Here is a 14,412-nt window from a genome sequence, read left to right as displayed (position 1 = left end):
GAAGGAGGCGCCATGCTGCACGCCCTCTACCTCCTCGGCATCTCCGCCTTCGCCGCCTCCGGCGTACTGGCCGCGCACCGCGCCAACATGGACCCCTTCGGCGGGCTCGTCCTCGCCTTCGCCGCCGCCATCTCCGGCGGCACCCTGCGCGACCTGATCCTCGACCGGCACCCGCTCTACTGGACCCACGACTGGGTGCTGCTCGTGCTCATCGCCTCCGTGGGCGTGGCGACCATGCTCTACCTGCGCCGCTGGGAGCTCCCGCACCGCGCCCTGATGGTGGTCGACGCCGTCGGCCTCGCCGTGGTGACCGTGATCGGCGCCCGCGCCGCCCTCGACGCGCACGTCACGCCGGTGGCCGTCCTCATCCTCGCCGTCCTCACGGGCGTCACCGGCGAGGTCGTCCGCGACGTCCTGTGCGGGGAGTTCCCGCCGCTGCTGCTGCGCGAGGAGGTGTACGCGACGGCCGCGCTGGCCGGCGCCGCCGCCTACCTCGGCCTGCACCGGGCCGGCGTCGCGGACGCGCCGAACACCGCCGTCTGCGCCGGCCTCGTCTTCGCGCTGCGGATGGCCGCGGTCTTCCGCGACCTCCACCTGCCCCGGCTCCAGCGCGCGGCGGCCTGATCCCGGCCCCCGGCACCCCCAGGGGGTGACCTCGCCCGCCGCGCGGCGTTAGACCCGTAGCCGCCGGCCACCGAGCGAGGGAGACCGAATGCCCGCAGCACCCGCCGCACTTCCCACCCGCCGCGCCCTGCTCCGTACGGCCTTCACCGCGGCCGTGCTCGCCGGGACGGCGGCCGCGCTGGCTCCCGTACTGCGGGCCCGCGGCCCCCGGCAGACGCTCACCCCGGCCCCGCTCGCGGAGGAGACGTACCGGGGGCGGCACATCGCCGTGGACCGGGCCGGGGTCCGCATCGACGGGCGCCCCCTGCCCGTCATGCGCCGGGCCGACGGCAGCTACCTGAGCGAGGTCAACCACTTCCAGTCCTTCGGGACACCGCTGGAACTGGCCCGTGCCGCCGTCGACGAGCTGGGCACCGCCCAGCTCGTGTCGGCGGCCGCCCCGCACCACGGCTGACGGCAGGAGTCCCCGCCTTGTACACCCGGCAGAACCAGAAGAACCTGACCAGCGCCCAGAAGAAGCGCTTCACGGCGGCCCTGCTCGAGCTCAAGCGCAGCGGCGTCTACGACGCCTTCGTGCGCACCCACGGCAAGTACTTCGTACCCGACCGCGACCGCAAGCTGCGCGTCGGGCACATGTCCCCGTCCTTCTTCCCGTGGCACCGCTACTACCTGCTGGAGTTCGAGAAGCAGCTGCGGGCCGTCGACCCGGGGGTCTCCCTCCCGTACTGGGACTGGACCACCGACACCAGCCCGGTCTCCTCCCTGTGGGCCGACGACTTCCTGGGCGGTACCGGCCGCGCGGCGGACCGCCGGGTGATGACCGGGCCCTTCGCCTACGACAAGGGCAACTGGACGGTGACGGTGGGCGTCTCGGAGGCCCGCTTCCTCACCCGCAACCTCGGCCGGCCGCAGAACCCGATCGCGCTGCCCACCCGCGCCGAGCTGCAGTGGGCCATCGACGATCCGGTCTACGACGTCTCGCCCTGGGACTCCACCGCCACCGCGGGCGGTTTCCGCAACAAGCTCGAGGGGTGGGCCGCCCCCAAGAGCGAGCGCTGGCGCAACCACAACAAGGTGCACCAGTGGATCGGCGGGCACATGACCGGCGGCACCGCGCCCAACGATCCGGCCTTCTGGCTGCACCACGCCTTCGTGGACCTGGTCTGGGACCGCTGGCAGCAGCGGCACCCGGGCTCCGGATACCTGCCCGCCGCACCGCTCGCCCTCGGCGACCTCCAGCGCGGCCGGGTGATCGCCCTCGACGAGCCGATGCCGCCGTGGGACGTCACCCCGCGCCAGATGCTCGGCCACCAGGGCCTCTACCGCTACGAATGACGCGGCCGGACCGGGCACACGGAAAGGGCCCCCGCCGCGCGGCGGGGGCCCTCCCTTCGATCGGCCGGTCGGCCGATCAGGCGATCAGTGGCCGTAGCCGCCCTCGGTGTGGTGGTCGCCGCCGCCGCCCGAGGCGTTGACGCAGGTGTTGCCGAAGGCCGGGTTCAGCAGCGCGATCACGTTGACGGTGTTGCCGCAGACGTTGACCGGGACGTGAACCGGAACCTGGACCAGGTTGCCCGACAGGACACCGGGGGAGCCGACCGCCGCACCGTGCGCTCCGGCATCGGCGACGGCCAGACCCGCTCCGGCGGCCACGGCGCTACCGGCGACAGCGGTGACGGCGAATGCCTTCGCGATACGCGACATCAAGATCTCCTCATGAGAAACGGGGTGCCGCAGCGTGTGCGGCGTTTGACATGGCATACAACGCGGGGAGGCGCGGGGGGTCACGGCCGCTGGGCCTACTTGGTGAGGTCAGGGTCACGGCTTGTCACCGGTGGGGCCCCTGTGCGACCGTGCGCGCACCGCGCGGGTGCGCGGGGCGGACCCGGGAGGACCAGATGAGCGCAGCGGGCGGCGACACCGGCGGCCGGCCCCGGGCCAGGACCGCGCACGGCGTGGTCGAGGGCCGCACCGGGCGCGGCGGGACCGCCGTCTTCCGCGGCATCCCCTACGCGGCCCCGCCCGTCGGCGAGCTGCGCTTCGCGGCGCCCGGGCCCCCGGAGCCCTGGGACGGCGTCCGCGACGCCGGCGCCTGGGGTCCGACCGCGCCGAAGGTGCCCTACCCCCCGAAGTTCGCCGCGCTGCTCGCCGACCCGGAGATCCCCGGGGAGGACTGCCTGAGCGTCAACGTCTGGACCCCAGACCCGTCGCCCGCGGCCCGGCTGCCCGTCATGGTGTGGATCCACGGCGGGGCGCTCACCCGGGGCTCCTCGGCCGTCCCCGTGTACGACGGCTCCGCCTTTGCCCGCGACGGGGTCGTGCTCGTCTCCCTCAACTACCGGCTCGGCGTCCTCGGCTACGGGCTCTTCCCCGACGCCCCCGCCAACCGGGGCCTGCTGGACCAGATCGCCGCCCTGGAGTGGGTCCGGGACAACATCGAGGCCTTCGGCGGCGACCCCGCCCGCGTCACCGTCTTCGGCGAGTCCGCCGGAGCCATCAGCATCGGCGCCCTGCTCGCCGCCCCCAGGGCCGCCGGGCTCTTCGCGCAGGCCGCCTTGCAGAGCGGCGCCCCCGAGGCGCTGCGCCGCGACCGGGTCCGCGCCATGGTCCGGCGGATGGCCTCGCTGCTGAAGGCGGACGCCACCGCCGAGGCCTTCGGCGCCGTCGCCCTGCCCACCCTGCTCGCCGCCCAGGCCGCCGTCCTGCGCCGGTCGGGCCCCCTCGCCGGAGGTCCCGCCTTCGGCCTGGTCACCGACCCGGACACGCTGCCCGCGGATCCGCTGGACGCGGCCCGCGGGACCGGCGTGCCGCTGCTGCTGGGCTGGACCTCCGAGGAGTACCGGCTGTGGCTGGCCCCGACGGGCACCATGCGGCTGCTGGAGCGGCTGGGGCCGGTCGCCGTGGAGCTGGCCCGCCGCCGCAGCGGCAAGGACCGGGCGGCCGTACGGGCGCTGCGCGCCGCCCTGCCCGGGGCCGGCCCCGCCGACCTCGCGGGGCAGCTGCTCACCGACCTGCTGCTGCGCGACCCGCTGCGCCACCTCGCCGGTGCGCGGCGGGCGGCGCCGAGCTTCCTGTACGAGTTCGCCTGGCGCTCGGGCATCGCGGGGCTCGGCGCGTGCCACGCCCTGGAGCTGGGCTTCGTGTTCGACACGCTGGAGACGCCGGAGGCGGCCCGGCTGGCCGGGCCGCACGCTCCCCAGGCACTGGCCGACGAGATGCACGCGGCCTGGGTGCGCTTCGCGGTGACCGGCGATCCGGGCTGGGCGCCGTGGAACGGCTCCGGCCCGCCGAAGGTGTTCGGCGGGCCGGAGGCGAAGGAGGCGGGGCCGGGTGCGGCCCAGGAGCCGGACCTTACTCGACGGGTCCTTCCATGACCTTGCTGATGTACTGGATCGGCCCCTCGCCCATGTTGGGGACGTAGGTCTTGGCGTTGTGCTGGCCGCCCTTGATGATCCTCAGCTCGGTGTGCACGGGACCCTTGTTGCCGAAGGTGGCGATGAACTTCTGCACGTCCGGCAGCGTCTTCTTGTTGTTCTCGCTGTCGCCGACCTGGAAGGCGAGGTAGACGTCGGGACCCTTGCGGTCGATGAGCTGCTTGGCCAGCACCTCCGGGTTGTTCTCGGCCTTCTCCTTGTCGTGGCCCTTCCACAGGGAGGAGTCCGGGACGATGTCCGGGCCCGAGGCGATCACGGCCTTGAACTTGTCCGGGTGCTTCAGCACGGCCTTCAGGCCCGCGAATCCGCCGGTGGAGGAGCCCATGAAGGCCCAGCCGTCGCGTGACTTCACGGTCCGGAAGTTCGCCTTCACCAGGTCCGGCACGTCCTCGGTCAGCCACGTGCCCATCTTGGGCTGGTCGGGGATGTCGGAGCCGTCCCAGTAGACGCCCTTGTCGTCCGGGCCCGGGTTGAGCACCGGCATGGCCAGGATGAAGGGCTTGCTCTTCCCCTCGGCGTACCACTTGGCGATGCTGGTCTGGAGGCCGAGGTCGGTGCCCATCCAGTAGTTGCTGGGGTACCCGGCGCCGCCCGGCAGGGCGATCATGACGGGGAAGCCGCTCTTGGCGAACTTGGGGTCGTTGTACTCCTTGGGCGCCCAGACCCACACCTTGCCCTTGAAGCCGGACTTCTTGCCGTCCAGCGTGGTGACGGCCACGTGCGTCCCGTCGGGCAGCGTCATCGAGTTCTTGAACTCGGCCTGCGGACCGGTGGGCATCAGCATCTTGGAGTTGGCGGCCTGGGGGGCCGCGTTCTTGCCGCCGTCGCCGGCGGGCGCACCCCCGAAGGAGACGGCCGCGCCCTTGTCGGTGAACGGGGGTATCTCGTAGTGGTTCATCACGCCGGCCGCGATGCCCGCCAGCGCGAGGACGGCGACACCCGCGATCACCCACCGCCGGGCCCTGGACCTGCGTCGGGGAGCCGGCTCGGGCTCCTGCCCGTAGGGCTCGTACGGCTCGTAGGGCTCGTACGGCTCCTGGCCGTGGGGAGGCTGCTGTCCGTACTGCTGCTGCCCGTAAGGCTCCTGCCCGTAGTGCTGCTGTCCGTGCTGCTGTCCGTACGGGGCGCCGTAGGGCTGCTGCGGGTTCTGGCCCTGGGGCCGGTACGGCGGCTGGTGCTGCCCTTCGGGTGGGTACGACATGTGCGGTGGCTCTCCGGCGGGTGCTGCCCCGAGGGGGCGGTGGTCTGGCGGGCTTGATCCTTCTGTTCGAAGGATGAACGAAAGCATGCCAGGGTTCCGCATTTTTCCTTCTCTTGGGACTTTCCGGAGACGGCCGTTGCCCGGCGTGGGCCTGGCTCTTGTGCATGCCCATGGGTAGGGTGCCCCCGCCCCGCGAGAGGAGAGGACCCCTTGAGCCTCCAGCGCCGGATCCTGATCCTGGCCACCGCAGTCGTCCTGCTGGCCGCCGTGGCCGTGACGGCCCTCGTGCGGGCCTCCGCCACGGCCGACCGGAAGAACCGGACGCAGGCCGACGGCCCCCGGGTCACCCCGGGCGCGGTCTCCCTGGACCCGGCGGGCGGGGACCGGCGGATCGTCTTCCGGAACATGGCCTGGGGCCCGCACCGCGACGAGCTCGCCACCGTCCCGGCCGCCGCGCCGGAGGGGGACCGCACCGCCTCGGGAGTCGCCTGCCTGCGCTTCCACGCGGCGGCGGGCACCGGGATCTGCCTCCAGGCCGAGAAGGGCGGGGTCCCCGACCGCTACCGGGCCGTCGTCCTCGACGCCCGCCTCCAGGAGGTCTCGGCGCACGCCCTGACCGGCATCCCCACCCGCGCCCGGGTCTCGCCGGGCGGCAGGCTCGCCGCCTGGACGGTCTTCGTCGGAGGGGACTCGTACGCCGGAAGCGACTTCTCCACGCGGACCTCGGTCCTCGATCTGCGCACCGGCAGGCTCGAAGCCTCGCTGGAGGACTTCGAGATCCTCAAGGACGGCAAGCCGTACCGCAGCGCCGACGTGAACTTCTGGGGGGTCGCCTTCACCTCCGACGAGCGGACCTTCTACGCCACGCTCGGCACCGCGGGCCGCACCCACCTGGTGCGCGGGGACCTGGCGGCGCGGACCGTGACCACCCTGCGCGAGAACGTCGAGTGCCCCTCCCTGTCGCCCGACGGGACCCGGATCGTCTTCAAGAAGCGGATGCCGGGCCTGCCGGCCGAGGCACCGTGGCGGCTGCACGTCCTGGACCTGGCCTCCGGCACGCAGACCCCGCTCGCGGAGGAGCGGAGCGTGGACGACCAGGTGGTGTGGACGGACGACCGCACGGTCGTCTACTCCCTGCCGGGGGACTTCGGAGCCGACCTCCACTCCGTACCGGCCGACGGGAGCGGCGCCCCCGTCCGGCTCATGGCATCGGCCCTGGCCCCGGCCTTCCTCGGATGAACGCGGACGCGTCCGGGGGAAGGGGCGGGGCCAGGGCCGATGCAGGAGCGTTACGCCGGGCGTGCCGGGCGGCGGTGCGGACTAGGCGGGGATCAGCGTGCGGCGGCGCCGCTTGCGCTGCGCGCCGGCCGAAACCCGCAGCTCGATGATCGACCGCACGGCCGGCCACTCCTCGTCGAGGATCGAGTAGAAGGCCGTACTGCGGACCGCCCCGTCCAGCCCCCGCGAATGGGCCCGGCGGACCCCCTCGCAGGTGAAGCCGAGCCGTTCCATCGCGGCGCGCGAGCGGCCGTTGCGGGCGTCCGCCCGCAGCGAGATCCGCCGCACGCCCCAGGTCTCGAAGGCATGGCGGAGCATGAGCAGCTTCGCCTCGGTGTTGATGCCGGTGCCCTGGGCGCCCGGGGACAGCCAGGTATTGCCGATTTCGGCGGCATCGGGGATCGCCGTCGCCGGATCGCCGAACGGAACGCCGGGCACGGCGGGCCACACCAGCGGCCCCTGCCAGTAGTCGAGTTCCAGGAACCGGGTCGAACCGACGACCCGCCCGTCCTTGGCTCTGATGACCGCGAACGGGAGCGATCGGCCCGCCGCCTGATCGGCGAGGGCACGGTCGATGTACTCGTGGGACGCCTGAACCCCATGGGGTACGGGGGTGAAGGCGTAAGTCGTACGATCCTCGGCACCGGCCACGGCCAGGGCCTCGGTGTGGTGGGGTGCGAGGGGCTCGAGCCGCACGGTGCGGCCGGCGAGGAGTACGGGTACGGGCACGGAGCCTTCGGTCCTTCTGGGCGGTGGGGTGGTTGCACAGTCTGCGTCCCTGACGTCGCCCCCAGTGCAAAACACGGGTGAAAGGCAACGGGCTGTCAGGTGAACGCGAGTGGCTCAATGTAGCCCCTTAAAGTCCTCTCATGAACCCCCGATTCGGCAATGGCGTGAAGGTCTTTTTCGATGACTTGGGTCCCCGCGGCGGAGCGCCCGTAATCCTGATCCACGGACATCCGTTCAACCGCACCATGTGGGCCCCCCAGACGGCCGCGCTGACGTCCGCCGGGTACCGTGTGATCACCCCTGACCTGCGAGGATACGGAGAGAGCCCGGTGCGCCCGGGCAAGACGCTGCTCGCCGACTTCGCCGATGACCTCGCCGCTCTGCTCGCCCGCCTGGGCATCGAACAGGTGGTCGTCGGCGGTGTGTCCATGGGAGGGCAGATCGCCATGGAGATGCGGCTGCGCCACCCGGGTCTGGCAAGGGCCCTCGTCCTGTCCGACACGACCGCCGTTCCGGAGTCCGCGGAGGCCCGCAAGGGACGTCTGGAGACCGCCGACCGGCTGATCGCGGAGGGCATGGGGCCGTACGCCGAAAGCGTCATCGACAAGATGCTGGCGCCCTACAACGTGACCGGCATGCCGGAGGCCGCCGCGCACGTGACCGCCATGATGCGCGCGACCGACCCCGAGGGGGCCGCGGCGGCCCTGCGCGGCCGCGCCGAGTGCCCCGACTACCGGCCCGTGCTCGCCGGGACCGCCCAGCCCTGCCTGGTCGTGGTCGGCGCCGACGACGTCTACACCCCGGTCGCGGCGGCCGAGGCCCTGCACGCCCTGCTCCCCGACTCGGTGCTCGCCGTCATCGAGCGCGCCGGGCACCTGCCGGGCGTGGAGCAGCCGGAGGCCTTCAACCGGGTGCTGCTGGAGTTCCTCGCCGGCCTCTGACCGGGCACCGGCCCGCCCGACCCGGCCCGCGGGCGCCGGAAAGGGTCTTTCGCCCGGCGCCGGCGTGCCCAATGGCGCCCCGGGGCCGGGCGCCGGCGTGTCAGTCTGTCTGCAGGGTGGTGCGCAGCCGGTAGCGCTCCCCGCTGTACTCCACCGTCGACAGCAGCAGCGGCCGGCCGCCGCGCGTGAACACGGTCTGGTCGAGGACGAGGACGGGCGCCCCGGGCGCGATGCCCAGGTGTCCGGCGAGCTCCCCGTCCGCGCTGCGGGCCTCGATGGTCGCCTCGGCGCGGTCGGGCTGGACGCCCCAGCGGCGCAGCTCGCTGAAGAGGGAGGCCTCGCGGAAGTCGGTCTTCGCCAGGTCGGGGGCCAGTTCGGCGACGACCAGGGTGCGGTCGAGGGCGATCCGCACGTCGTTGAGCAGGCGGACCCGCTCCAGCCGCAGCAGCGGGGTGCCGGCGGGCACGCCGAGCCGGTCCGCGTCGTCGAGGGACGCGGTGACCGTGTCGTGGCGCAGTACGACCGAGCTGGCCCGCATGTGCTTGCGGCGCGCGGTGGCGGTGAAGGACTCCAGGTCCTCGGGCCAGTCCCGGGCGGGCGCCGGGGGCGCGGAGGCGGCGACGAACCAGCCGCGGCCGTGGGACGCGGTCACCAGGCCCTGGTCGACCAGGTGGGCGAGGGCCCGGCGCAGCGTGACGCGCGAGATGTCCAGGCGGGTGCACAGCTCGCGCTCGGGCGGCAGCTTGCTGCCCTCGCCCAGGCCGCGGCGGGCGATCTCCTCGCGGATCCGGTCGGCTGCCTGCGACCAGAGGGGGTCGGCGCCCCGGGCGTCCATTGCGTCGTCGGTCATGGAGGGACCATACCACCTACTACCAATTCCCTCGGGCGGAGGGCCTGGGGCGTACGGGACCTTCGGCATGTCTTGGCCTCTGGCAGGCAGACCACATAGGACCACTATTGACCAATAAAAAACCTCTAAGTACCTTCGGGGTCATCACCACCCCCACTCGACGAGGAGTACCCGCGATGAGTACGGCCCGGATCATGCCGGTCATGCAACGCATCGGCAGAAGCCTGATGCTGCCGGTGGCCACCCTTCCGGCGGCCGCCCTGCTGACCCGGCTCGGGGGCGACGACCTGCTGGGCCGCGAGGCCTTCCCGGAGGTCGTCCGCAAGCTCGCCATGGTGCTGGCCGCCGCCGGTGACACCGTGTTCGCCAACCTCCCGCTGCTCTTCGCGGTCGGGGTGGCCATCGGCTTCGCGAAGAAGGCCGACGGCTCCACGGCCCTGTCCGCGGTGGTCGGGTACCTGGTCTTCAAGGCCGTGCTCGCCAGCCCCGCCTTCCCCATGGGCGTCGACGGGGAACCGCTGGACGCCAAGGTCCTCGGCGGCATCGTGATGGGCCTGATCGCCGCCCTGCTCTACCAGCGCTTCAGTCGGACCAAGCTGCCCGAGTGGCTCGGCTTCTTCGGCGGACGGCGCCTCGTGCCCATCCTGAGCGCCTTCGCGGGCGTCGGCACGGGAGTGGTATGTGGAGTGGTATGGCCGACCGTCGGCTCCTGGTTCTTCCACTTCGGCGAGTGGCTCGTGGGCACCGGCGCCTGGGGAGCGGGCATCTTCGGCGTCGTCGTCCGCGCCCTCATCCCCATCGGGATGCACCACTTCTTCTCGTTCTTCCCCTGGTTCGAGGCGGGCACCTTCGTCAACCCGGCCACCGGGGCGGAGGTGCACGGCGACATCCACCGCTTCCTCGCCGGAGACCCGACCGCGGGCCAGTTCATGACCGGCGGATTCCCGATCTACATGTTCGCCCTCCCGGCCGCCGCCATGGCCATCGCGCACACCGCGCGCCCCGAGAACCGCACCATGGTCAAGGGCATGATGATCTCCGTCGCCCTCACCTCGTTCGTCACGGGCGTGACCGAACCCATCGAGTTCGCCTTCATGTTCGTCGCGCCGGTGCTGTACGCCGTCCACGCCTTCCTCTTCGGCGTCTCCATGGCCCTGTGCTACGCCCTCGGCATCCGCGACGGCTTCGGCTTCTCCTCCGGCGCCATCGACTACGTCGTCAACTTCGGCATCGCCACCAAGCCGCTGCTGCTGATCCCGATAGGCCTGGCCTTCGCGGCCCTCTACTACGTGATCTTCCGCTTCGCCATCGTCAGGTTCGACCTGCCGACGCCGGGGCGCGAACGGGACCCGGAGCCGGAGCAGGAGCCTGCCACCGGGGCCAAGGCCGACTCCACCACCGCCTGAGCCCGGCCGCACCCACCCTGGCCGCCCGCGCGGCCCCCGCACCCCTCCTCCCCCCTCACCGCTAGGAACAGACACGATGTCCGGATCCCGCATCACCTTCCTCCAGGGCCAGGCCGAGCAGGGCGCGGCGCTCGCCCGGATCGCCGCCCGCGTCCGCACCCGGCTCGGCTCCCCGGAGACGGCCGCGCTGCGCTCCGCCCGCCGCCCGCTCTTCACCGGCATCGGAGCCTCGTACGCCGCCCTCGCCGTCCCCGTACAGCAGTTGCGCGAGGCCGGGATCGTCACCCAGCGCGTGCTGTCCAGCGAGATCGAGACCGGTACCGCCGGCTTCGACACCGACTGCCTGATCGCCGTGTCCCAGGGCGGGCGCAGCTCCGAGACCCTCGCCGCGTTCCAGTGCGCCGCCCCCGGCACCACCAAGGCCGCGCTGCTCAACGTGGTGCCGTCACCGCTGGGCGACCTCGCCGACGTGACGGTCGACCTCGGCAACGAGTCCGACTCGTACGCCTCCACCATCGGGTACACCGGCACCGTGGTCGCCCTCGACCTCATCGCGGGCGTCCTGGCCGGCCGGGACGGCGACCCCTGGGGCGACATCGCCGAGCAGACCACCGCGGTCCACCGGCAGGCCGCCGAGGCCGTGGCGCGGCTGCGGGTGCGCGGCGCCCGCTGCATCGCCTCCGACGGGGTGGCCGCCGGGGCCTCCCGCGCCTCGGCCGAGGAGGGCGCGCTGCTGCTGCGCGAGGTGGTCCGGATGACGGCGGCCGCCTCGGCGACCCGCAACTACCTGCACGGCGAGATGGAGTCGGCGGGCAACACCCTGCACCTCGTCTACGGAGACGGCCGCGAGGTCGAGCTGGCCCGCTCCCTGGCCGGCGCGGGCCACCTGACGCTGCTGATCACCACGGCGGAGGCGGCGCCCGCCGAGAACCTGTTCACGGTCCGCCTGCCGCGGACCGCCGACGCCGTCCGCGTGGTCCTGGAGACGGTGGTCCTGCAGGAACTGGTGGCCCAGCTCAGTGCGGAACGGGGCGTGCCGATCGAGTCCTTCGTCTTCGCGAACGACGACACCAAGGAGGGCGGGCTCGACATGTCCGACTTCGAGGTGGCCGCCTACTCCCCGGCCGCCTCCCCGGCGGTCTGATCCCGCCTCCGCCCTTTCCCCGGGCCGATCCGCCCTCCGCCGTCCGCGCCCCGCCCGGTGGCGGATACGGTGACCGGCGTGGACGACGTACTGAGGCAACTGCGATCCGTGGGGCCCTTCTTCACCGCGGCCTGCGGGAAGGAACCGCCGCCCGGGCCCGGGTTCCGGCCGCTGACCGTGCTGTACGGGGAGCAGCTCCCCGCGTACGTCGCGGAGGTGGGGCGGCGCAACCGCAGCGGGCCGGGGCGGGTGGCGGCCTCGACCGCGCAGTTCGGCATCGCGGCGCGGCTCTGGTCGATCGGGCTGGGCTGCGCGGCGCTGGCCGGGCGGGTGCCGGACCTCGCCGCCGACCGGGTGTGGTGGCGGCTGCCCGGCGCGGGATCCCTGGAGCTGTGGCTGCCCGAGCCGGGGGAGTTGCCGGCCGGGGAGCTGGGCGGGAGCGTGCTCGGCCACCTGGAGCTGCTCGACGCCGCGGTGCGGGAGCGGTTCGGGGTCTCGCCCAAGGTGCTGCGGGGCAACACCGCGTCGGGCCTGGTCGGAGCCCTGCGGGTGCTGCTCGACCGGGTGCCCGGCACCACGGCCGTGGACCTGGCGGGCGCCCTGCTCGCCGACGGCGGGGCCCTCGCCGGGACCGGCACCTTCGTCCACGAGGAGGGGCTCGGGGTGGCCTTCGTACGGCGCAGCTGCTGCCTCTACTACCGGGTTCCGGGCGGCGGCTTCTGCGGGGACTGCGTGCTGCGGACCCGGTGAACGCCGAAGGCCCCCGGGAGCACGTGCTCCCGGGGGCCCCGCGGTGTGCCGGAACTAGAAGGTGAGGTTCCAGGCGTCGATCTTGCCGATGTCGCCGCCGGCGTTGTCGTTCACGCGGAGCTTCCAGGTGCCGTTCGCGACCTCGGAGGAGGCGTTGACGGTGTAGGTCTGGTTGATGTTGTCCGTGCCGGACCCGCTCCTGTTGTGCAGGTTGTACGCGGTGCCGTCGGGGGCGATCAGGTCGACCTTGAGGTCGCCGATGTAGGTGTGCACGATGTTCACGCCCACCTTGAGGGTGGCCGGGGCGTTGCCCGTCACCCCGCTGACGGTGACCGGGCTCTCCACGGTGGTGTTGTCGCCGATGGCGAAGTCACCGGTGTTCTCGAAGTACTTGCCGGGCGGCGGGGTGCTGCCGACGGCCTTCAGCGCGTCGACCTGGCCCTCGCCGAAGAAGCCGTTCTTCGGCGTGGTGCCCTTGCAGCGGCTGTCCGACGGGCAGGCCACGTCGTTGGCCTGGGTGGCCAGCTTGTCGCGCAGCTGCGCCGGGGTGATGCCCGGGTTGGTGCTCGCCAGCAGCGCGGCCACACCGGCCACGTGCGGGGAGGCCATCGAGGTACCGCTCATGCTGCCGTACTTGCCGCCCGGCAGCGTGCTGTAGATGCCGGTGGCGTCGCCGCCGGGGGCCGTCACGTCGATGACGTTCAGGCCGTAGTTGGAGTACGAGGCCTTGGCGGTGGTGCCCATCGCGGAGACCGTGACCACGCCCGGGAGCTCGGTCGGGATGTCGAGGCAGGCGTTGGTGATGGTGCGGGTGACCGGGGTCGAGTCGTTGGGGCTCTCGGTGTCGGTCGTCTTGTTGGCCAGGTCCAGGTTGGAGTTGCCGGCCGCCGCCACCTGGAGCGAGCCCTTGCCCTCCGCGTACTCCTGGGCGCGCTTGACGCCCTCGATGATCGCGGCCTGGTCGGCGTTGTCCGGGCAGTTGAACTGCCACGGGTCGGTGTAGTAGCTGTTGTTCGTGACCTTGAAGCCGTGGTCGCCCGCCCACATGAAGCCGCAGACGGTGTTCTCGGGGAAGAAGAGCGAGGTGTTCGGCTCGGCGATGCGCACCGAGGAGATCTTCACGCCCGGGGCCACGCCGATGACGCCCTTGCCGTTCTTGGCGGCGGCGACGGTACCGGCCACGTGCGTGCCGTGGGTGCCGACGTCGCGCCAGGCGCCGGCGCGGGTGTCCGCCTTGCCGTAGGCGCAGGAGGCCGAGTCCGCCGCGTTGAAGTTCGGCGCCAGGTCCTGGTGCTGGTCGTCCACACCGGTGTCCAGGATGCCGACCTTGACGGTGGCGGAGCCGGTGGTGACGGCCCAGGCCTGGTCGGCCTTGATCTGGGTCATGTCGGCGCGGACCGGCTCGCCCGCCGGGGTGGTGGACTGCGCCGGGTTGGCGGGCAGCGCCGGGTTGTAGGCGTCCGCCGGGATGTCCGAGGTGCGGGTGGCGCCGACCTGCTGGACCCCGCTCACACCGCGCATGGTGGCGGCGAAGGTGCCGGAGGCCGAGTGGGCGACGATGACGCCGATGGCGTCGTAGGACGCGAAGACCGAGCCGCCGTTGGAGGCGACGGCGGCGCGGACCGCCGAGGTGTCGCCGGGCGTGGTGATCACGAAGTAGGCACGGGTGCCGGCAACCCAGGTCGCACTCTGGGAAGTCGGGGCCGCGGCCTGCGGAGCCGCCGCTGCCGCCGGGGCGGAGGCGGGGCCGGTCGGAGCCACGGGGTCGGTGCCGGCGAGTGCGGCAGGAGTCCCGAAGGCCAGTGCGGCGCCGAGGGTGGCGGCCAGCACGAGGGTACGTCGAGGTCGGCTGGATATGTGGGGTATCAATGCGTCCTCCGATGACCCGGTGGTGCGGATGACACCCACCGGGCCGTACGAAACGAGTGGTGGACGCAAGATGTCAGACGTGTGCCCCGCTATGGAAGTACCTTTTACCGCACGCGCGTTCTCCGGCCGATGGCTGAAAACAGCCCCTACCGGGAGTAGTCGGGACCGGCCGGGCTGGGCACCGTG

General features: G+C 72.8%; 14 protein-coding genes. 9 read left to right on the top strand and 5 right to left on the bottom strand.

Translation table 11 applies throughout. The annotated features are described in order from the left end of the window. Positions 1–12 precede the first annotated feature (12 nt). The 3 genes from AB0D66_RS27785 (at position 13) to AB0D66_RS27775 (ending at position 1,959) form a co-directional block, all read left to right on the top strand. Positions 13–624 (top strand): TRIC cation channel family protein, encoded by a 612-nt coding sequence (locus AB0D66_RS27785; protein ID WP_362309100.1) that lies wholly within the window; start codon positions 13–15, stop codon positions 622–624. Positions 625–712: 88 nt separating this feature from the next. Further along, the gene (locus tag AB0D66_RS27780) at positions 713–1,078 is read left to right on the top strand and encodes a tyrosinase family oxidase copper chaperone (protein ID WP_362309097.1); all 366 of its coding nucleotides are present in this window, start codon (positions 713–715) and stop codon (positions 1,076–1,078) included. Positions 1,079–1,095: 17 nt separating this feature from the next. After that, complete coding sequence (locus tag AB0D66_RS27775; protein ID WP_362309094.1) at positions 1,096–1,959, top strand: tyrosinase family protein; 864 nt, start codon at positions 1,096–1,098, stop codon at positions 1,957–1,959. An 84-nt stretch (positions 1,960–2,043) separates the two neighbouring features. Here AB0D66_RS27775 and AB0D66_RS27770 read toward each other — a convergent pair whose 3' ends face one another. Next, entirely contained in the window at positions 2,044–2,328 is a 285-nt protein-coding gene (locus AB0D66_RS27770; RefSeq protein WP_362309091.1) for a chaplin, read from the bottom strand. A gap of 194 nt (positions 2,329–2,522) precedes the next feature. Here AB0D66_RS27770 and AB0D66_RS27765 point away from each other — a divergent pair, with 194 nt between their 5' ends. Further along, complete coding sequence (locus AB0D66_RS27765) at positions 2,523–3,998, top strand: carboxylesterase family protein (RefSeq protein ID WP_362309088.1); 1,476 nt, start codon at positions 2,523–2,525, stop codon at positions 3,996–3,998. Here the strand turns inward: AB0D66_RS27765 and AB0D66_RS27760 are convergent. Further along, positions 3,976–5,259: an alpha/beta hydrolase-fold protein gene (locus AB0D66_RS27760; protein WP_362309085.1), complete on the bottom strand. Its 1,284-nt coding sequence runs from the start codon at positions 5,257–5,259 to the stop codon at positions 3,976–3,978. The two genes, AB0D66_RS27765 and AB0D66_RS27760, sit on opposite strands and share 23 nt — an antisense overlap. A gap of 210 nt (positions 5,260–5,469) precedes the next feature. Between AB0D66_RS27760 and AB0D66_RS27755 the strand changes: the two genes are divergently transcribed. Continuing rightward, on the top strand, positions 5,470–6,498 hold the full coding sequence (locus tag AB0D66_RS27755) for a hypothetical protein (RefSeq protein WP_362309082.1): 1,029 nt from the start codon (positions 5,470–5,472) through the stop codon (positions 6,496–6,498). 81 nt (positions 6,499–6,579) lie between these two features. Here AB0D66_RS27755 and AB0D66_RS27750 read toward each other — a convergent pair whose 3' ends face one another. Beyond that, positions 6,580–7,266, bottom strand: a complete 687-nt coding sequence (locus tag AB0D66_RS27750) for a GNAT family protein (protein WP_362309079.1) — start codon at positions 7,264–7,266, stop codon at positions 6,580–6,582. A 140-nt stretch (positions 7,267–7,406) separates the two neighbouring features. On the opposite strand from AB0D66_RS27750, the gene AB0D66_RS27745 reads away from it, so the two are divergent. Then, the gene (locus AB0D66_RS27745; RefSeq protein WP_362309076.1) at positions 7,407–8,207 is read left to right on the top strand and encodes an alpha/beta fold hydrolase; all 801 of its coding nucleotides are present in this window, start codon (positions 7,407–7,409) and stop codon (positions 8,205–8,207) included. 100 nt (positions 8,208–8,307) lie between these two features. Here AB0D66_RS27745 and AB0D66_RS27740 read toward each other — a convergent pair whose 3' ends face one another. Then, the gene (locus AB0D66_RS27740; protein ID WP_362309073.1) at positions 8,308–9,057 is read right to left on the bottom strand and encodes a GntR family transcriptional regulator; all 750 of its coding nucleotides are present in this window, start codon (positions 9,055–9,057) and stop codon (positions 8,308–8,310) included. Between the two features lie 176 nt (positions 9,058–9,233). Here AB0D66_RS27740 and AB0D66_RS27735 point away from each other — a divergent pair, with 176 nt between their 5' ends. The 3 genes from AB0D66_RS27735 to AB0D66_RS27725 all read left to right on the top strand — a co-directional run bounded on the left by AB0D66_RS27735 (position 9,234) and on the right by AB0D66_RS27725 (position 12,357). After that, positions 9,234–10,463 carry a PTS transporter subunit EIIC gene (locus tag AB0D66_RS27735; RefSeq protein WP_362309069.1) on the top strand — a complete coding sequence of 410 codons (1,230 nt, stop codon included), beginning with the start codon at positions 9,234–9,236 and terminating at the stop codon, positions 10,461–10,463. Between the two features lie 76 nt (positions 10,464–10,539). After that, on the top strand, positions 10,540–11,607 hold the full coding sequence (locus AB0D66_RS27730; RefSeq protein ID WP_362309066.1) for a hypothetical protein: 1,068 nt from the start codon (positions 10,540–10,542) through the stop codon (positions 11,605–11,607). A 78-nt stretch (positions 11,608–11,685) separates the two neighbouring features. Next, a complete protein-coding gene (locus AB0D66_RS27725) occupies positions 11,686–12,357 on the top strand; it encodes a (2Fe-2S)-binding protein (RefSeq protein ID WP_362309063.1) in 672 nt (223 codons plus the stop codon). 54 nt (positions 12,358–12,411) lie between these two features. On the opposite strand, the gene AB0D66_RS27720 is transcribed toward AB0D66_RS27725, so the two are convergent. Further along, entirely contained in the window at positions 12,412–14,187 is a 1,776-nt protein-coding gene (locus AB0D66_RS27720; RefSeq protein WP_362309060.1) for a S8 family serine peptidase, read from the bottom strand. Positions 14,188–14,412: the final 225 nt, after the last annotated feature.

Origin of the sequence: Streptomyces sp. NPDC048270, assembly GCF_040652335.1 — a bacterium.
In the GTDB taxonomy this organism is placed as follows: domain Bacteria; phylum Actinomycetota; class Actinomycetes; order Streptomycetales; family Streptomycetaceae; genus Streptomyces.
The sequence above is the reverse complement of the archived record's forward strand: the minus strand, read 5'-3'. Positions and strand labels throughout refer to the sequence as shown.